This is a genomic window from Salinibacterium sp. AL4.1, assembly GCF_059767305.1.
The window spans coordinates 298,476-317,182 of the sequence record NZ_JBSOQK010000002.1; the positions used below are offsets into that span (position 1 = coordinate 298,476).

The window sequence follows — 18,707 nt, forward strand, 5'->3', positions numbered from 1 at the left end:
GCGCACCGGCTCCGTCCGACAGGCCCCAGTCCCATCACTGCGAGAAGGCCCTAACATGCTGTTGACCATCGCCCGCCGGATCGGCATCTTTGCCGCGACACTGGTGGCGGCATCCATCATCACGTTCTTGATGTTGTCGATCCTTCCCGGCAACGCTGCCCGAGTCGCTCTCGGCATCGAAGCAACCGAAGCCCAAGTCGCCGCTCAAGAGCAGCTCATGGGCCTCGACCGCCCCCTCTACATCCAGTTCTTCGACTGGTTCGGCCACCTCGTGATCGGCGACTTCGGCACCTCTACCGTGTCGGGTCAAGAAATCGGGCCGCAGATCGGTGACGCTCTGGCCATCACCGGAGTGCTCGTGATCTCGAGCGTGCTGCTCGCCCTCCTCTTCGCCATTCCCATGGGCATCCTCTCGGCCGTGCGCCAGAACAAGGCCGATGGCGTGATCATCTCCGGCATCAGTCAGGTCGGCATCTCGATCCCCGGCTTCCTCTTCGGAATCCTTCTCGTGGCGCTCTTCGCCGTGAAACTCAAATGGCTGCCCGCGGGAGGCTGGGATGACCCCGGCGAAGACTTCGTCGGATTTCTCGAACACCTCATCCTCCCGGCCATCGCGCTCGGCTCGGTGCAGGGCGCCGTACTCAGCCGCTATGTACGCTCCTCGGTTCTCGAAGTAATGCGCGAAGACTTTCTCCGCACCGCTCGCGCCAAAGGCCTCACCCCCAACCGCGCGCTCATGCGCCACGGTCTTCGCAACGCCGCGATCCCCGTCATGACCGTGCTCGGCCTTCAAATTGCCTCGCTGTTGATCGGAGCCGTTGTTATCGAACGCGTCTTTGCCATCCCCGGCCTCGGCAGCCTGCTCCTCGACAAGGTGGCCCTGCGCGACCTGCCCAGCATCCAAGGAATCGTGATGGTTCTTGTCGCCCTGGTCTTGCTGCTCAATCTCCTCATCGACATCGCTTACACCATTGTTGACCCCCGACTTCGGAGCGCATCATGACGACAACAACTCCTTCTGCCGCGGCTTCGCGCGTGCGTCGAAATGCCACCCCTTCGGGCAAGCGCCGCAATGGCAACCTGATCGTCGGGCTAGTTCTCATCGGACTCATTGTCTTCGCCGCGGTGCTCTCCGCGTTCTGGACACCGTTCGACCCGGAAGGGGTCTTTCCCAGCGAGTTGCTGCTTCCCCCCGGAGGCGAGCACCTTCTCGGCACCGACAACTTCGGTCGTGACGTTCTCAGCTCCATCCTGCGCGGCGCTCAGATCTCCTTGATCGTCGGAGTGGTCGCTGTCGGCATCGCCGCCGTACTGGGAGTTCCCTTCGGAATCGTCGCCGGCATGAACCCCGGGCGACTCGACCAATTCATGATGCGTGGCAACGACATCCTTCTCGCCTTCCCCGCCCTGCTGCTCGCGATCATCTTCGGTGCCGTCTTCGGAGCCAACACCACGACCGCGATGATCGCCCTCGGCATTGGTTCAGCACCTTCCTTCGCCTCCATCGCCCGCAGCGGCACCCAGCAGGTAATGAGCCGCGAATACGTGCAGGCGTCAAAAGCATCCGGAAAGAACGGCTGGTTCGTTGGCGTGCGACACGTGCTGCCCAACATCTCCGGAATTCTGATCGTGCAAGCATCCGTCTCCTTCGGTATCGCCGTGCTGGCCGAAGCTGCCCTCTCGTACCTCGGCCTCGGAACCACACCACCAACACCGTCGTGGGGGCGCATGCTGCAAGACGCCCAGGGCTACCTCTACGTTCAACCGCTCCTCGTGGTCTGGCCCGGCATCGCGATCGCCATTGCCGTGCTCGGCTTCAACCTCCTTGGCGACGGATTACGCGACCGGCTCGACCCCAGAATGCAGGTAAAACGATGACTACGACCGACTCCCCCATCGAGCCGACGCTCAGCGTTCGCAACCTCACCGTCAACTCGGCCTACGCCGAGCTACTGCACGGCATCAGCTTTGACATTGCCCCCGGCGAGCGCGTCGGGCTCATCGGAGAATCCGGTTCCGGCAAATCCTTGACGGCAACCTCCGTCATGGGACTCTTGCCCGAAACGCTTGCGGCCAACGGTGAAATTCACCTTGCTGGCGGACACGGCGACCTCGTGCACGCCTCGGAGACGAAGCTCAGTGAATTGCGCGGCAACACGATGGCCATGGTCTTTCAGGAGCCCATGACCGCGCTGAACCCGCTCATGAAGGTCGGTGCGCAGGTTGCCGAAATCATGACCCAACACCGCACCGTTCCCGCCGGCAAAGCGGCCGCCGCTCGCGCCGTTGAGTTGCTCGCTCAGGTAAAACTGCCGAACCCTGCCGAAGCGGCCCTCGCGTTCCCTCACCAGCTCTCTGGCGGCCAGCGCCAACGCGTCATGCTCGCCATGGCGATGGCTAACGACCCCCAGCTTCTGCTCTGCGACGAACCCACAACCGCTCTGGATGTCACCGTGCAGGCCGAAGTGCTGCGCCTGATTGAAGGTCTGGTGACCGAACGCGGCACCTCGCTACTCTTCATCACCCACGACATCGGCGTTGTCGCAGAGGTCTGCGAGCGCGTGCTCGTCATGTACAAGGGCGACATCGTCGAAGATGGCACGGTCGAGCAGGTCATCACCAACCCACAGCATCCGTATACGAAAGCACTCATCGCGGCCTCGAACCTCTCTGTCGTGGATGAGCGGGGTCGCCTGCACACGATTGCTACGAGCGCGATCACGCTTCCCACCGCGGCCGAGCTTGCGGCGGCAGTGGCGGAACCTGCCGCAACGAAGGCCCCGGCGGAACCTGTGCCGGCTGCTGCCCAGTCCGCCCGCAGCCTCGACTTCGTTATCCCGCACCAGCGCCGCACCGATCCCGACGAACGGATCATCTTCAACGAGATCGCGGGTGAGCCGCTCATTCGGGTGCGAGACCTCACGCGCCAGTACAAGCGCCGGGGCGGAAGCAAACTCTTTGGCAAGGCGCCCGTCGTTCACGGTTTGCGTGGGCTCGACTTCGATGTGGCTAAGGGTCAACGTTTCGGCATCGTCGGCGAATCGGGGTCGGGAAAGTCGACTCTGATGCGACTGATGTGTGCGCTCGATGAGCCAACCGGGGGCAGCATCACGGTCTCCGGTCAGGAGCTGGCGGGTGCGAAAGAGCGCGACCTGCGCGACTTCCGCAGCCAGGTGCAGATCGTGTTCCAAGACCCCATGGGATCGCTTGATCCACGCATGAAGGTTGAGCAGATCGTGGCCGAGCCGCTGCGTGGTGTCAGCCGCGATGAGGCGCGCGAGCGAGTGATTGCTCAGCTCGAATCTGTCGGTCTTGAAGAGGATGTCATGCACCGTCATCCGCACCAGTTCTCGGGTGGTCAACGCCAGCGCATTTCCATCGCGCGGGCTCTCATCACTCGCCCTCGCGTGTTGGTGGCAGACGAGGCCGTGAGCGCTCTGGACGTCTCGGTGCGCGCGCAGGTGCTCAACTTGCTCTCCGATCTGGTCGATGAGTACGCCCTCACGTTGCTGTTCGTCTCGCACGACCTCGGCGTGATCCGGCACTCGTGCGACACCGTGGCAGTGCTGTCGGATGGCCGCATCGTCGAGTGCGGACCGACCGATGACGTCTACGACAACCCTCTCCACCCGTACACCCAGAAGCTCGTGAGCGCGACGCCGTCGATCGCTGAGCTCGCCGGAAAGGCCCGCGCATGAGCGAGAAAGAGACGACCTCGCGTCGCGACGTTGGCTCCATTACTGATGTCGACGGCATCCGCGTTGGGCAGGTCAACCGCGTAGGCGATGGCTGGCTCAGTGGGGTGACCGTCGTGCTACCCGACGCCGACACGATCGGTGGCGTTGATGTGCGCGGCGGCGGCCCGGGAACCCACGAGACCGATGCCCTCGACCCGCGCACTCTCGTGCCTACGGTCGACGCTGTGGTACTGACTGGCGGAAGCGCTTTTGGGCTGGCGACGGCCCAGGGTGCTCAGCGCTGGTGTGAAGAAGATGAGCGCGGCATCCTCGTCGGCACGCTGCCGCACGAGGTAGTGCCGATTGTTCCGGCTGCCGCGATTTTTGACCTCGGGCGCGGTGGCGAGTTCGGCAATCGCCCCACCGAGCAAATGGGCTACGACGCCACCGCGGCGGCCGCGGCAAGCATTCCGTTTAGCGCTGTCGAGCGTGGCAACGTGGGCGCGGGAACCGGCGGCGCACTTGGCGGACTCTACAAGGGTGGCGTGGGCACTGCCTCGGTCACCCTCACGGGAGATAACGCCGGAATTGTCGTGGGCGCCATCGTGGTTGTGAATGCGGTCGGGATGCCGTGGCTTCCTCAGACGACAGCGTCAACGACCGCAGGTGGTAAGGCTGCTGCCGCGGCGGCCGGGGTCGATCCGGTGCGATCGGCATCGCCGCCGCAGGGACTCAACACGACGATCGCGGTCGTCGCGACGAACGCGATTCTTGATCCGGCGGAAGCATCGCGCACGGCGACAACCGCCCATGACGGGTTTGCCCGAGTACTCAATCCCGTGCACACCCTCACCGATGGCGACACTATTTTTATGCTCGCCACAGCGAAGCAGGAACTGGCCGGCGATGATCGTAGCGGTCGCGTTGCTTCGCTCTTCGCGCTGCAGACCGCAGCAGCGGAAGCCACGCGTCTCGCCATTCTGGATGCCATTGACTCGGCTCGTACCGTGACTACTTCGGTCGTCACCCTCGAACGTTTCCCCCTCCCCACTGACCTCGACTGGAGCGTCCTCGCATGACCGTCACCCCCACTGGCAGCACCGCGTCGTTGGCAACGCTGACGGCTACCGAACTCGGTTCTCTTTTCGCTACCCGGGCGATCTCGCCCGTCGAGGTCACCCGTGCCGTTCTTGAGCGCGCCGAGGCCAAGCAGGCGCAGCTGAATTGTTTTTATGCCATCGACACCGCGGGGGCGACTGCTGCAGCGGAGGCTAGCGAGAAGCGCTGGGCTGCCGGCGAAGCTCTCGGTCCCCTTGATGGCGTTCCGGCGACGATCAAAGAGAACGTGGCTTTGGCCGGTTTCAGCCAGCCTTCGGGCACGGCGGCCAAGTTCGACGCACCTCCGGCCACTGCTGACGGCCCTCTTGCCGCTCGCCTCAAAGAAGCAGGGAGCGTTATTTTCGGCATCACCGTGATGCCCGACTACGGGATGCTCTCCTCGGGTGTCTCGTCCTTGCATGGCATCACCCGCAGCCCCTGGAACCCCGCGTGGACGGTCGGCGGCTCCAGTGGTGGAGCCGGTGCTGCCGCAGCAGCGAGCGTCGGTCCGCTGCACTCCGGTTCCGATATCGGCGGATCACTGCGCCTTCCGGCGACCTGGCTCGGGCTTGTCACGCTCAAGCCGAGTGCTGGCCGCGTGGCCGTTGACCCTCCTTACATGGGTCGCGTCGCCGGCCCCCTCACCCGCACCGTCGATGATGCCGCGCTCATGATGAGCGTCATGACGCGACCGGATATTCGTGACTACACGAGCCTCGGCCAGCAAGATTTGGACTGGAACGACATCCACTATTCCGATCTCGATTCTGCGATGCGCGGCAAGAAAGTCGCCTTCCACCTTGAGGGTGGCGCAGGCTTGCCCACGGACCCCGAGGTCGCTGCGGCGATTCAGGATGCCGTCAGCCACTTTGCTGCCGCCGGTGCCGAGATCACCGAGATCGCTGCGCCGATGACCGAGGAGTATCTCGATGACCTCGACATGTTCTTGCGGGTGCGTTCGCTTGGAGACTTTGAAGCGCTGAGCCCCGAGCGCCAAGCGATGGTGCTGCCGTTCATCCAAGATTGGGTGCTCGCCGGTCAGGGAGTCACGGGCGTCGAGTCGCTGCGGCACTACCAAACCATCCAGTCGATGCGCGACAGCACGGTGCGTTCCACCGCGCCCTACGATCTGGTGCTCTCGGCGGCGTCCCCTGTTGCGGCGTTCCCTGCTGAGTGGCCGATGCCCAGCAACGACGCCGCGACTTCGCTGCATCACATCGCATACACGGCGCCATATAACTTCTCCGAGCAACCCGCATCGACGCTCAACTGCGGCTTCACCGCCGACGGTCGCCCGATCGGATTGCAGATTGCTGGGCGTCGCTACGACGACCTCGAAGTGATGCGCGCCAGCCACTGGTACGAGCAGACCCGCCCGAACAGTGCCAGCCCAGCTTGGCCGCTGTGAATAAACGCTGGGGTGGCCCCATTGCCCTGGCTGGCATCCTGCTTGTTGCCCTGAATCTTCGCCCCGCGGTTGCCTCCCTGTCGCCCATCGTTGTCGCGGTGCAGAGAGACATCTCACTGGACAGCGTTGCTCTCGGCATCCTAGGCATGCTCGCTCCGGCATGTTTCGCTGTCGCGGGTCTCACAATGCATGTAGTCAGTCGGCGCCTCCATGCCGAATGGGTCTTGCTCGGAGCGCTCGTGGCGATTGTCGGCGGTCAGCTCGTGCGCGCCGGCAGCTTTTCATTCGCGGGGCTGCTCGTGGGCGGTATCTTCGCCTTTCTCGGCATGGGGGTCGCAAACGTACTGCTGCCGCCGCTCGTCAAGAAGTACTTTCCGCGCCGCATCGGGCTCGTCACGTCGCTGTACGTGACGCTGATCTCCGTTGGCGCGCTCGTACCGCCGCTGCTGGCGGTGCCTCTCGAGCAGGCGATGGGATGGCGTGAGTCGCTCGGCTCGTGGGCAGTCATTGGAATGCTGGCGATCATCCCCTGGGTGGCGATGGTCATCGCTCGCCGCAGCCGCGGCACCGGCAATGCCGTCTCCACCATTCCGACACCACACATCGGCGGTCTCTGGAAATCGCGGATCGCGTGGGGTGTTTCACTCATCTTCGCTATCTCCAGCTTCAACGGCTACGCCATGTTCGCGTGGATGCCGCCGATGCTGGTCTCCACCGCGGGAAGCACCGAGACCGAAGCGGGGCAACTTCTCTCACTGTTCGCGACCATCGGCATCCCTGCCGCGATCTTTGTGCCCATCATTGCAAATCGGATGCGCGAGCCCCTGCACCTCGTCTACCCGGGAATCGCTGCCTTCGTTGTCGGTTATCTCGGTCTCATCGTCGCACCGGCGACCCTGACGTGGCTGTGGGTATCCATCCTCGGAATCGGCACGCTGATCTTTCCGCTAAGCCTGCTGCTCGTCAACCTGCGCACCCTCACCTACGAGGGCTCAATCGCTCTCAGCGGCTTCGTGCAGGGAGTCGGCTACGTGCTGGGTGCCCTCGGACCGCTATCGGTCGGCGTCGTGCACGCCATCTCAGACAACTGGACGCTGCCCCTGATCGTGCTGCTCGTCGCCTCCGCCGTGGTCGGTGGCGTGGCACTGCTGCTAATGACTCCGGGAACTCTCGAGAATCCGGGTGGCGAAGCACGGCGGTCGCGAGCAGTGGATACGCGTGCAGTAACTTAGCCGTATGGCTGTGGCTCAGACTCGACGCGCGCGTGCTGCCCGACGCCGCAAACGTCGCGTGGATGCCGCCGACAACGACCTCACCGCCCCGCAGTGGGAAGAGCTCAAGCGCGAGTGGGGCGGCTGCGCGTACTGCACCGCTGCTGACTCCACCCTGCAGAAAGACTGCGTTCAACCCATTTCCCGTGGCGGCAGCTATACCGTCGGCAACGTCGTTCCCGCCTGCGGCTCCTGCAACGCAAGCAAAAGCAACAGCGAAGTGACGTCGTGGATGCGCCGCAAGCGCCTCGACGAACGTGCCTTCCTCACGCAATACGTGCACGTGCGGCAGGCGCTCGGGATTCTGTAGCTCGCCAGCGCGGTTGCCCTCGCGGTTGCGCAGAACGCACTTATGTACACTTCAAGGCCCTAAACGTACAATCGACAAATGTCGACCACCAGCATCGCGGATGCCCGCAAGAACTTCTCCGAGGTCATCGCCACGTCAGAGCGCGAAGCAGTTTTCATCGAGCGCCGTGGGCAGCGCGCGGCCGTTGTCGTAAGCCCAGAGCAGTATGAGCGCATGATGGATGCGCTAGAAGATGCTGAAGACGTTGCTGCCTTTGACGAAGCGATGGCCGATGAAGGCCCGAACATTCCCTGGGATCAAGTCAAGGCAGATCTGGGCTGGTAGTGGCTTATCGCATTGAGATCACGCCCGCCGCGGCGCGCGCTCTCAAACGAGTCGATCACCAGCATCGCGACAGAATTCGTGGGGCCATAGCGCTGCTCGGCCACGACCCGCGGCCTCCCGGCGCTAAGGCACTTCAGGGGCGACCCGGTTTTCGCGTGCGCATCGGCGACTACCGAATCGTCTACACAATTCAGGATGCGGTGCTGCTCGTCGTTGTCGTCACCCTCCGGCATCGGCGCGACGTCTACGAACGCTAGTTCGCGCCCAGCAATGCTCGCAGCGCAGGCGCATCAGTAAGCGGAAGCCGGCACACAAACTCTTCACACAGATACGCCGTTGCTTCGCCGCCGGTTGCGGTGCGGGCAGCAAACAGCTCGAAACCGGATTTCGCAAAAGCGTCGGCCTGAGCCTGCGAGACCGCAACACCAATGCCGCCAGCGCGGTGCAGCGTGCGGGCCAGACTCGTGAGCTCGCCGCCCGTTGCGGCGCTTCCGGCGGAGGTGCCGCCAGCCGCACCGGCAGCATCACCGGAGGTAGCCGCGCCTGCCCCATCGCCGGTCACCACGACGAGCTGGCGCAGCGGCGCACCGAGCTCCGACATGAGGGTGAGGGCGGTTCCGAACGAGATCGGTTGCTGGGCTGCGAGTTGGCCGACCAGTTTCATGGACGCCTCGGCGGCATCCCGGTACTGGGCGTCGCCGGTGAGGGCGAAGAGAGTGTGCGCTGCGGCGGCCATGGCGCTGAGGCCGCTCGGGTGGGCTCCGTCGCTGATGTCAGCTTCGGTCGAGAGACCCTGCGCGGCGAGCACGGAGTCACTGCCGCCGGGGAGGCCGAAGGGTGAGCTTCCCGAACCTGCGGCTCCGGCGGCGAGCGCCCCGTCGACGAGGTCGCGGGCGGCGAGCGCGTAGCGAACCTCGCCGGTGGCGATCGAGAGTTCGAGCAGGCCTTGGGCGAGCATTCCGCTGTCTTCGAGGGTTGCGGCCGCATCGGAGAGGATGCCGTCGATCGAGGTGCGCACGAGCCGCTCCCCCGCACCGCCACCACGCACATGCTCAGCGAGCAGAAAGTCAGCGGCACCGCGAGCCAGCGCGATCCACTCGGCGTTGCCATGACGAGCGCCGGCGAGAGCGAGAGCCTCGATGGCGAGACCATTCCAGCCGGTGAGGATCTTGTCGTCGCGGGGCGGGGCTTCGACGCGGGCGCGGCTCGCGGCATCCAGCGAATAGTAGAAGCCTTCGACGCGTTTGCCGTCGACGGTGCTTTCGGAATCGAGGCCTGAAGCGAAAGCTCCCGAGGGCAGCAGCAGCTTGTCGCGCAAGAACTCGGCGACGCCCGTGGCGATCTCAGCCGAATCGGCGAGCGCGTAGGCGGCAAGCAGTTGGGCGTTGTCATAGAGCATGCGTTCGTAGTGCGGGTCGGTCCAGTCGGCCTGAGTGGAGTAGCGGAAGAAGCCGCCATCGACCGGGTCACGCAGCGCGGATGCCGCCATCGCCTTCAGCGTGCGGTCAGCGAGGCCGGCTGCCTCGGGCGAGTGTTCGGCGGAGCGGGCACCGCGATCGAGAAGGAACCGCAGCACCGGCGTGACCGGAAATTTGGGGGCGTCACCGAATCCGCCATGCTCGAGATCTTCGGCAGCAGCGAGCGCATCGATTACGGGCGCGAAGTCGGCGACGAGCTCACTCTCGACAGCACGGCTCTGGGCGAGCGCCTGGGCAATCGCAGCCCCGCTGGTCTCCACTTGCTCACGCCGCACGGTCCACGCATCCGTCACCGATTCGAGCACTTGCCGAAATGCCGGATGCTGCCCCACCGCGGTCGGCGGCCAGTAGGTGCCGGCAAAGAACGCTCGCCCCGCGGGCGTGACGAACACGTTGAGGGGCCAACCTAGATTGGGCGTGAAGGCGGATGCCGCCGCCAGGTAGGTGGAGTCCACTTCGGCGTGTTCTTCGCGGTCGACTTTGATCGCGACAAAGTTTTCGTTGAGGTAGGCGGCCAGCACGGGGTCGCTGAACGATTCGCGCGCCATCACGTGACACCAGTGACAGGTGGAGTAGCCGATGGAGACGAGCACGGGCACATCTCGGCGTTCCGCTTCGGCAAAAGCTTCGGCAGACCACTCCCACCAGTCCACCGGATTGGTGGCGTGTGATCTCAGGTACGGGCTCGCAGCAGTTTCCAGACGATTGGGCATAGTCTCAGAGTATGTCGAAGTTGACCGTGACCTACATTGGCGGCCCCACCGCGTTGCTCGAGTATGCGGGATTGCGCATCGTGACTGATCCCACATTTGATGCCCCGCAGCTCTACCCCGACGAGGGCGGCGTGCCGCTCACCAAGACGGCGGGTCCGGCTCTGAGCCGAGCGGATGTCGGCGCTGTCGATCTCGTGTTGCTGTCGCATCACGAGCATCAAGACAACCTCGACTACGAGGGACTCGAACTTCTCGCCACGGGCGTGCTGACGATCAGCACCATGAAGGCGGGCTCAGACCTCTTCGGCGGCGGCGTTGTCGGCCTCGACTCGTGGGAATCCCGCGAAGTCGGTGCCGTGACCGTCACCGCCGTGCCGGCCCTTCATGGCCCTCCCGGTTCCGAGGCCCGGCTCGGCCCGGTCACCGGTTTTGTGTTGCAGGCCGAGGGCGAACCCACCATCTACGTCAGTGGCGATAACGCCTCCCTGCCACTCGTGCAGCAAATCGCCGACCGCTTCCCCGACATCAACATCGCGGTGCTCTTCGCGGGTGCTGCCCGCATCTCCGCCGTCAACGGCCCTCTCACTTTGACATCAGCGGATGCCACAGAAGCCGCCCGCATCTTGGGCGTTCACCATGTGGTCGGCCTCCACACCGAGGGCTGGGAACACTTCACCGAAACCCGCGCGGACCTCGATGCTGCGTTCGCGGGGACGGGGTTGCTCGTGGAGACGCCGCCGGGTGTTGCGGTGGGGATAGAGCTTTCGCCGGTCGAATAGCGACGTCCTGCTTAACTCGTCGCGGTAGCCCTCGCTAGATGCCCAAGAAGACAAACACCACGCCGACCATGAGCGACAGGATCCCCAACGCGCCCCCGACCACCGCGAAGACAACGGATATCCGGTGCCACCTACGGTCGGGCATCCGGCGCGCGAACCACGTCCAACCCAATTTCTCGAAACGCTCGCGACTCTTGCGCGCGTAAGTTTTTCGCTGGGTCCAAGTGTATGTGGCGACGATCAGAAGTATCACACCAAGAAAGAGAAACCCTTGGGCATTGGTTGCCGGTATGGGAGCCCCAGCAGCTAGCGTTAGTCGGTCCATGACCATCCCACTCCTATAGAACATCCTACGCCGCCACCTACCGCTCCGCCGCCTTCACCATATAGGGAAGGCGAGCACGCCCAGCTGGTGTCGCGGCGTTCTTGCGTGGCGTGACACGTTCGAGAGCGTGTAGTCGTGGCAACCACTCTTGGCGATGAAACTGCGCGCCAACCGCCCCGGTCGCGACACCCGCGACATCCGACTGCTTCTGAGCTTGTGCGAGATCAGCTCGCTCGAGGACGCTGACGAGTTGTATGAGGATTTCTACCCGGGTGACAGCCTCGACCCCCGAGCGATATCAATGGTGACCGCGATACTTGCCGACCGAAAAAGCGATACCCCCGTGCAACCAAAGCCGATCAACTTCTAGAGCTACTCCAGCGTTGTCTCCGTTAATCTGAACGCTCGCTCGACACCTTCGAACCTTGTGACACTAAGCGTCCCGGATGGCCTCTCACCGAAACGTTTGGGGGATTTCTCGCAGTGGCGAAAAATCCCCTTTGAACACGTCGAGCTCAAACAGCTCACCGAACTGATCGACGTTCAGCGTGGCGGAAACACACATGCCGTCAACATCAAAGAAAGTTACCTCCGCTACTTGATCCTCGAAACGTCGTTCGAGCGAAGGAGGACCGATTGCCAAGCTGCCCATACCGCCATCGTTCATTGCGGCAACGGTCAGTTCTGTGAAGACGGCAGGCGAACCCGAGAACCGCGGGGCTCGTTCGATCAAAACACGCAAAAGCCGTAGCTCTGCCTCGGTCGGGGATCGATAGCTTTCCGGCGAAGGTCTGACAAACTTTGGTTGAGTTGCGGTGGCTTGTGAGGACCGCATCCGCGACCAGAAGCCGAACCACACGACACCAACAATTGCTGAGGTGATCGGCAGCCACACTAAGGATGTAAGAGCAAGTGGCGCGCTCGCAATCCAAATCAGCAGTAGCGCGACCGCTAGAAGAACTGCTCCAGACACGACGGCTACAGGAGAACCTCCCAGACGTCCACCACCAATTGCAACGGCAAGAGCCCGGCAGCCAAGCCCCGAGCCGACCGACACAAGTCCAACGACGCCGCCACCGATTGGGGCGGCGATCAATAAAATCAGTCCGAAGATTCCGAACATCTCTGAGCCCCAGCTTGGGACGATCATCGCGAACCCAAGAAGAAGGCCGGCTGCTGCCCCGAACAGCGCTCCGTAGAGCGCAACGACCCACGGGCCTACGTTGAGCGTTCGTCGGATTCCGCGGATCATTCACTCAATGTAGCGGCAGCAGCGTCCAGCGCGAAGTATCCGGAGGCGTGAATCACCGCCACCCTCTCTGGTGTGCTTATGCGGGCTGCTCAAGACGAGCCCACGGGCCGTCCGCGGCAACGCGCGAGGCAATGTGGGGTTGGCCGCCATCGCTCTCCCACCCCGAGGGATGCTGAATGGGTACATCAATCCTGAGCCTGTGGAACAACTTGCGGCGGGCAACATTCTGCGGGTGCGGCGGAGCCCACTCGATGTCGAAGTCGCGAACGGTTGCGACTCCGAAGGCGTCTTGGGCTACAAAAACTTTGTCTTCGCCATCAGGGCCTCCACCCGCAATGCCGATCTCCCACATGCGCTCAGCGCGGGGAAAGAGCTTGACCAGATTGGAAAAAACGTACTGCCCTCGATACTTGCCGGCGCGACAGACGCCCACCGTGAGAAGCAATGGAATAGGGAACCTCATTCGATCGCCGTCGCTCACAGGAAGGAACGTCGACGTGCCGGCGTCGGCCGCCGGAACCGCCCGACGCCGGAACACCCGCCTCCACGATTCATCGACCGAGAGCGAGAGAGGGAGCGGTATCGAGCCATCGCCAGTGTCGATGACAACAGACGGCAGCCCGAACAGTCGCGATGCTCGAGCACTCCAGTGGCCAGAAAAGTACGCCAACGCAGCGCCGACATACTTCTCCAGATACTCGCCAGCAGCATCATTAGTGGCCAAGTCATCCGCTACAACATGCGCCAGCCTGCCCGGGATCTCCAACTGGAACCAACCGCCCGTCCCCACGGAAACAATCGCGTACTCATCGCGGTTCGACAGCGAGGTGAGCTGCAGAAAAGTCTCGTCGCGCGGGTGCACTCCCCCAATACCGACCTCGGCGTGGACGCCGTCAGTCGATGCCGCCAGCTCTTAGAGGAGCGTGAGGAGAAAGGTCCGGTCCATGCTGCCTCTTTCGTGAAGGCGCTATTGAGCCGGCAGTTCCGGAGCCTGGTGCAGTTCGACATCGCCGTTCGCAGACACGACTTCAAGAAGCACACGCCAGTCGCCACCATTGCGTTTTATAACGACGGGCCGCCCCTGAGCCATGTCGAGCACATCATCTTCAGTGAGGGTGACACCGTATTCGTCAGCAGCCCAGCTCTGCACTGCGGTGCTGTATTCCGCGAACGCCGCTGAATGACGCTCCTCGAAGCTTTCCGCAGAGGCCACTAGGCCAAGCGCACTTGCCGTGCCGGCGACAATCGCCAGCACCGTGAGCCCCAACGCCCGGAGCCGAAACTTGCGGCCGGGGCCGGCAAACCAGTACAGCACCGCGATCACAGCGACGCCAAAAGTCGCTATCGCACCCAGAAACGGAACAAACGCCCACCCCTCAGTGGGGGCCTGATAGAGACCGGGGTTTGTCATGACTCTGGTCCTCGCCGCTCGATGTGTTTTGTAGCACCCGGATGAAATAGGCCGAGCAACACTCTGTGAGCGTCTAGCGTACCAGCGCCTCAACGACAGAGGCCGGCATCCACACATCGAAGTGAGTAGGGATGCCGGCCCCTGTACGAAGCGCGAAGCGAGTCTTAGAAAGTAGCCTCATCGGGGTTGGAACCGACGCGCTGGTCGCGGTCGATCGCATCGATAGAAGCCATCTCATCCGCCGACAGTTCAAACCCGAAGACGTCGAAGTTTTCAGCCATACGCTCACGCGAGTTCGACTTCGGGAACACGATGATGCCACTCTGCAGGTGCCAACGGATCGCAACCTGAGCCGGTGAAACGCCGTGTGCTGCGGCGGCAGTCTGCAGTGCTGTCTCGCTGAACAGGTCGTACTTGCCCTGCCCCAGCGGGCCCCACGCCTCAGTGTGGATACCAAGCTCGGCACCATAGGCGCGCAGCTCGCGCTGAGCGAAAGCGGGGTGAAGTTCGATCTGGTTCACTGCGGGAACCGTTTCACTGCCCGCAAGAATCTTCTCGAGGTGCGGGCGGTGGAAGTTGCTGACACCAATCGAGCGCGTCTTACCTTCAGCCTTGATGCCTTCCATCGCGAGCCATGTCTCGAGGTAGCGGTCGAGGTCGGGGCGAGGCCAGTGGATGAGGTAGAGATCCACGTAGTCAAGGCCCAGCTTTTCGAGGCTGAGATCCATGGCATCGCGAGCAGAGTCTGTGCCCTGGTCGCTGTTCCACAGCTTCGTCGTGATGAAGAGTTCGTCACGCGGGATGCCCGAGGCCCTGATGGCGTTGCCAACGCCCTGCTCGTTGCCGTAAATCATGGCGGTGTCGAGGTGGCGGTAGCCAACCTCGAGCGCGTCGGTGACGATGCGCTCGGTTTCTGCGGGGTCAACCTTGAAGACTCCGAACCCGAGCTGCGGGATGGAATTGCCGTCGTTGAGTTCAATCTGGGGAACAGTCATTTCCCCATCTTGCCACTCACGACTGACGATTCCACCCCCGCGGCTCAAGCTCCTAGCGAACGTGCAAACTTCTAGCCGATGTGGCGCTCGTCCACTCCCGAGTAGGCAGCGAGCGGACGGATGAGCGCGTTAGCCGCAGCCTGTTCCATCACGTGCGCGGTCCAGCCGGTGATTCGCGCTGCGACGAACAGCGGCGTGAACATGTCGGTGTCGAAGCCCATGAGGTTGTACGCCGGGCCACTCGGGTAGTCGAGGTTCGGCTTGATGTTCTTGCGGCTCGTCATGGCCGTTTCGAGGGTTTCGTAGAGTTCCATCATGTCGGGGCGGTCGTACTCCGCAATGAGAGTTTCGAGCGCTGCCTTCATGGTGGGCACTCGCGAGTCACCGTTCTTGTACACGCGGTGACCGAAGCCCATGATCTTGCGCTTCTCGGCGAGCGCCGTCTCGAGCCACTGCTCGGCATTAGCAGCAGAGCCGATCTCATCGAAGACGTGCATGACGGCCTCGTTCGCGCCACCGTGGAGCTGTCCCTTGAGCGCACCGATTGCCGCAGTGACCGCACTGTAGAGATCGCTCATCGTGCTCGTGACAACGCGAGCGGTGAAGGTCGAGGCATTGAAGGAGTGCTCGGCGTACAGAATCATCGACACATCGAACGCATTCACAACAACGAGGTCAGGAACCTCGCCGAAGGTCATGTGCAAGAAGTTGGCCGAATAGCTCAGATCATCGCGCGGCTCCACGAGCTCCTGGTCGCGACGGCGACGCTGGTCGTACGCGATGATCGCCGGCAACTTTGCCAAGAGAGTCAGCGAGCGCTGCTGGTTGAGTTCTTCGTCAACCATGCTGGCGGGGTCGGTGAGGGTGTCATCCATGGCACCGATCACGCTGACAGCGCTGCGAACGACATCCATCGGATGCGCGGTGAGCGGCAACTCGTCGATGACACGCTTGGTGTGCGCGTCGAGGTGACGCTGCGCCCGTTCGGAGGCTTGGAATGCCTCAAGCTGCTCACCGTTCGGCAGCTCGCCGTGCCACAGCAGGTAAGCAACTTCTTCGAACGTGCACTTCTCGGCCAGTTCTTGCACGGGGTAACCGCGGTAGAGCAGCGAGTTGGTTTCGGGATTGACCTTGGAGATCGCGGTGGTGTCGGCAACAACGCCGGCGAGTCCCTTGCGAATTTCGGCGGCGGGCGTTGCGGGTGAGTCAGTCATGTCGCTCCTCGGTTGTGTCTATCGAGTCAAGAATGGTGAAAACAGTCGACTAAAAGTGGTTGTCGAGAGTGAAGTTGAACACCGACGAATCGAAAGAGTTGTAGCTCTCGTAGTCGAGGAGTTCATAGAGCCGGGCCCTCGTCTGCATCTCACCGACAACAGACTGCTGAGTGCCGTCGGCGTTGATTGCATCGAGAGTGCGCTCTGCAGCACCCATGGCACTACGCAACAGGGTTACGGGATAAATAACAATGTTTACGCCGATATTGCTCAATTGCGTTGTCGTGAAGAGTTCGCTTTTTCCGAACTCTGTCATGTTCGCAAGGATCGGAACATCCACGGCATTACGCATCGCCTCGAATTCGCCAAGGTCTTTCATCGCCTCGGGGAAGATCGCATCGGCGCCCGCATCAACGAGCTGCTTGGCGCGGTCCATCGCCACATCCATGCCATCAACGGCGCGGATGTCGGTGCGAGCCATAATCAACAGGTTCGGGTCGCGGCGTGCATCGACGGCCGCGCGGATGCGCTTGAGGGCAGTGTCGGTGTCAACAACCGCCTTGCCGTCGAGGTGTCCGCAGCGCTTCGGGTTGACCTGGTCTTCGATGTGCAGCCCGGAGACTCCCGCGTCTTCGAGAGTTTGCACGGTGCGAGCCACGTTCATGGGCTCGCCGAATCCGGTGTCGGCGTCAACGAGAGACGGGAGGTCGGTCATCCGCGAAATCTGCTGCGAACGACCAGCCACCTCGGTGAGGGTTGTCAGACCGATATCGGGCAGCCCTAGGTCGGCGCTGATGACAGCCCCCGAAATGTAGACGCCGTCGAAGCCTTTGTCTTGAATGAGGCGAGCGCTCAGCGGGTTGAACGCGCCGGGTACGCGCAACAGTTCACCGCTCGCGAGGCGCTCGCGAAACTGGGCACGCTTGGTTGCTGGATCTGTTTGGGCGTACAACATCAGAAGATTCCTTTAGCAGTGGTGGCGGGGAAGTTGCCGCGTACGGTCAGCTCGCCCAGTTCGGATGCCGTCAGCTGCGGCAAGCGCTGAGCGACGTCCAAGAAACGCTCGATTTCATCACTCGCGAGCACGCCATCCGCCAGAATGCGGAACTTGTTCACGTACTGATCGCGGGCGAAGGGGCGAGCACCGAGCGGGTGAGCATCCGCAACCGCGATTTCTTCAACGATGCGGCTGCCGTCGGTCATTTCGATCTCAACACGACCACCGAAGGCCTTCTCGGCAGGGTCGATCGAGTGGTAGCGACGCGTCCATTCGGCATCTTCGGCCGTGGTGACGCGCTTCCACAGAGCAACCGTGTCTGCACGGTTGGCACGCTCGGGCGCGTAGCTGTCAACGTGGTGCCATGCCTGATCCTGCAGGGCAACCGTGAAGATGTACGGGATGGAGTGGTCGAGCGTTTCGCGGCTCGCATTGGGGTCGTACTTCTGCGGGTCGTTGGCGCCCGAGCCGATCACGTAGTGCGTGTGGTGGCTCGTGTGCAGCACGATGCGATTGATATTCTCTTCGACCAGTTCAGGATGCTCACGCCCCAGCTTGCGGGCGAGGTCGATCCACGCCTGCGCTTGGTACTCGGCCGAGTGCTCCTTCGTGTACGAGTCGAGAATCGCGGTGCGCGGCTCCCCCAGCTCGGGCAGCGGAACCTCGTAGTGCGCGTCGGGACCATCGAGCATCCACGCAATAACGCCGTCTTCGCCTTCGTAAATCGGGGTGGGGCTGGTCTGCCCGCGCATGGCACGGTCAACTGCTTCAACGGCCATCTTGCCGGCGAAGGCGGGAGCGTGTGCCTTCCACGTGGAGATCTCACCCTTGCGCGACTGGCGCGTGGCGGTGGTCGTGTGGAGCGCTTGGCCGACAGCCTGGAAGATGGTTTCGGTGTCGAGTCCGAGGAGGGTTCCGATGCCGGCGGCGGCGCTCGGGCCGAGGTGGGCAACGTGGTCGATCTTGTGCTTGTGCAGGCAGATTGCCTTCACAAGATCGATCTGAATTTCGTAACCGGTGACGATGCCTCGCAGCAGGTCAGCGCCGGTGCGGCCCGTGTGCTGAGCAACCGCCAAGATCGGCGGGATGTTGTCGCCGGGGTGCGAGTAGTCGGCCGCCAAGAAGGTGTCGTGGTAGTCGAGTTCACGAACGGCAACACCGTTGGCCCATGCAGCCCACTCCGGGCTGACGCGCTCGTCGGAACCGAAAACCGTGGCTCCGGGGGTAAAGGGATGGCGCTCGGCCTGCGCGCGAGCGGAGACCACCGGCGCGCGGGTGAGGGATGCGGTGGCAACAGCAGCGTTGTCAATCACCCGGTTGATGACCATGTCGGTCACGGCATCCGTGGGTTCGAGCTGTTCTGCAGCGATGGCCGCAATCTTGTGGGCGAGCTGATCTTCGCGAGCAAGGTTCTCGTCGCTGCGGTAAACGCGGAGGGCATGGTCTTTCACAGTG

19 protein-coding genes are annotated in these 18,707 nt (G+C 62.9%); 11 read left to right on the plus strand and 8 right to left on the minus strand.

Annotated elements, in window-relative coordinates; translation table 11 throughout:
• Window positions 1-55: 55 nt before the first annotated feature.
• From ACWTV3_RS10815 to ACWTV3_RS10855, 9 genes are all read left to right on the plus strand, one after another.
• Complete coding sequence (locus tag ACWTV3_RS10815) at window positions 56-1,003, plus strand: ABC transporter permease (protein WP_498478215.1); 948 nt, start codon at window positions 56-58, stop codon at window positions 1,001-1,003.
• Window positions 1,000-1,878, plus strand: a complete 879-nt coding sequence (locus tag ACWTV3_RS10820; protein WP_498478216.1) for an ABC transporter permease — start codon at window positions 1,000-1,002, stop codon at window positions 1,876-1,878. Before ACWTV3_RS10815 ends, ACWTV3_RS10820 begins: the two co-directional genes overlap by 4 nt.
• Window positions 1,875-3,698 (plus strand): dipeptide ABC transporter ATP-binding protein, encoded by a 1,824-nt coding sequence (locus ACWTV3_RS10825; protein ID WP_498478217.1) that lies wholly within the window; start codon window positions 1,875-1,877, stop codon window positions 3,696-3,698. The genes ACWTV3_RS10820 and ACWTV3_RS10825 overlap by 4 nt, the downstream gene beginning before the upstream one ends.
• The gene (locus tag ACWTV3_RS10830) at window positions 3,695-4,756 is read left to right on the plus strand and encodes a P1 family peptidase (RefSeq protein ID WP_498478218.1); all 1,062 of its coding nucleotides are present in this window, start codon (window positions 3,695-3,697) and stop codon (window positions 4,754-4,756) included. The genes ACWTV3_RS10825 and ACWTV3_RS10830 overlap by 4 nt, the downstream gene beginning before the upstream one ends.
• Entirely contained in the window at window positions 4,753-6,183 is a 1,431-nt protein-coding gene (locus ACWTV3_RS10835) for an amidase (protein WP_498478219.1), read from the plus strand. Before ACWTV3_RS10830 ends, ACWTV3_RS10835 begins: the two co-directional genes overlap by 4 nt.
• A complete protein-coding gene (locus ACWTV3_RS10840) occupies window positions 6,180-7,415 on the plus strand; it encodes an MFS transporter (protein ID WP_498478220.1) in 1,236 nt (411 codons plus the stop codon). Before ACWTV3_RS10835 ends, ACWTV3_RS10840 begins: the two co-directional genes overlap by 4 nt.
• 4 nt (window positions 7,416-7,419) lie before the next feature.
• Complete coding sequence (locus tag ACWTV3_RS10845; protein WP_498478221.1) at window positions 7,420-7,764, plus strand: HNH endonuclease; 345 nt, start codon at window positions 7,420-7,422, stop codon at window positions 7,762-7,764.
• 78 nt (window positions 7,765-7,842) lie between these two features.
• Window positions 7,843-8,088 (plus strand): type II toxin-antitoxin system Phd/YefM family antitoxin, encoded by a 246-nt coding sequence (locus tag ACWTV3_RS10850; protein ID WP_197134372.1) that lies wholly within the window; start codon window positions 7,843-7,845, stop codon window positions 8,086-8,088.
• A complete protein-coding gene (locus ACWTV3_RS10855; RefSeq protein ID WP_498478222.1) occupies window positions 8,088-8,345 on the plus strand; it encodes a type II toxin-antitoxin system RelE family toxin in 258 nt (85 codons plus the stop codon). The genes ACWTV3_RS10850 and ACWTV3_RS10855 overlap by 1 nt, the downstream gene beginning before the upstream one ends.
• On the opposite strand, the gene ACWTV3_RS10860 is transcribed toward ACWTV3_RS10855, so the two are convergent.
• On the minus strand, window positions 8,342-10,279 hold the full coding sequence (locus ACWTV3_RS10860) for a thioredoxin domain-containing protein (RefSeq protein ID WP_498478223.1): 1,938 nt from the start codon (window positions 10,277-10,279) through the stop codon (window positions 8,342-8,344). The genes ACWTV3_RS10855 and ACWTV3_RS10860 overlap by 4 nt on opposite strands.
• 11 nt (window positions 10,280-10,290) lie before the next feature.
• On the opposite strand from ACWTV3_RS10860, the gene ACWTV3_RS10865 reads away from it, so the two are divergent.
• Together ACWTV3_RS10865 and ACWTV3_RS10870 are read left to right on the plus strand one after the other, a co-directional pair.
• Window positions 10,291-11,058: an MBL fold metallo-hydrolase gene (locus tag ACWTV3_RS10865; RefSeq protein WP_498478224.1), complete on the plus strand. Its 768-nt coding sequence runs from the start codon at window positions 10,291-10,293 to the stop codon at window positions 11,056-11,058.
• A gap of 479 nt (window positions 11,059-11,537) precedes the next feature.
• Window positions 11,538-11,753: a hypothetical protein gene (locus ACWTV3_RS10870; RefSeq protein ID WP_498478225.1), complete on the plus strand. Its 216-nt coding sequence runs from the start codon at window positions 11,538-11,540 to the stop codon at window positions 11,751-11,753.
• Window positions 11,754-11,837: 84 nt separating this feature from the next.
• On the opposite strand, the gene ACWTV3_RS10875 is transcribed toward ACWTV3_RS10870, so the two are convergent.
• From ACWTV3_RS10875 to ACWTV3_RS10905, 7 genes are all read right to left on the minus strand, one after another.
• Complete coding sequence (locus tag ACWTV3_RS10875; RefSeq protein ID WP_498478226.1) at window positions 11,838-12,533, minus strand: DUF6984 family protein; 696 nt, start codon at window positions 12,531-12,533, stop codon at window positions 11,838-11,840.
• A gap of 178 nt (window positions 12,534-12,711) precedes the next feature.
• Complete coding sequence (locus tag ACWTV3_RS10880; protein ID WP_498478227.1) at window positions 12,712-13,497, minus strand: hypothetical protein; 786 nt, start codon at window positions 13,495-13,497, stop codon at window positions 12,712-12,714.
• A gap of 105 nt (window positions 13,498-13,602) precedes the next feature.
• Window positions 13,603-14,046, minus strand: a complete 444-nt coding sequence (locus tag ACWTV3_RS10885; RefSeq protein WP_498478228.1) for a hypothetical protein — start codon at window positions 14,044-14,046, stop codon at window positions 13,603-13,605.
• A gap of 164 nt (window positions 14,047-14,210) precedes the next feature.
• Entirely contained in the window at window positions 14,211-15,041 is an 831-nt protein-coding gene (locus ACWTV3_RS10890) for an aldo/keto reductase (protein WP_498478229.1), read from the minus strand.
• 71 nt (window positions 15,042-15,112) lie between these two features.
• Window positions 15,113-16,255: a bifunctional 2-methylcitrate synthase/citrate synthase gene (locus tag ACWTV3_RS10895; RefSeq protein WP_498478230.1), complete on the minus strand. Its 1,143-nt coding sequence runs from the start codon at window positions 16,253-16,255 to the stop codon at window positions 15,113-15,115.
• Between the two features lie 49 nt (window positions 16,256-16,304).
• Entirely contained in the window at window positions 16,305-17,210 is a 906-nt protein-coding gene (gene prpB, locus ACWTV3_RS10900; RefSeq protein WP_498478231.1) for a methylisocitrate lyase, read from the minus strand.
• A complete protein-coding gene (locus ACWTV3_RS10905; protein ID WP_498478232.1) occupies window positions 17,210-18,703 on the minus strand; it encodes an MmgE/PrpD family protein in 1,494 nt (497 codons plus the stop codon). Before ACWTV3_RS10905 ends, prpB begins: the two co-directional genes overlap by 1 nt.
• Window positions 18,704-18,707: the final 4 nt, after the last annotated feature.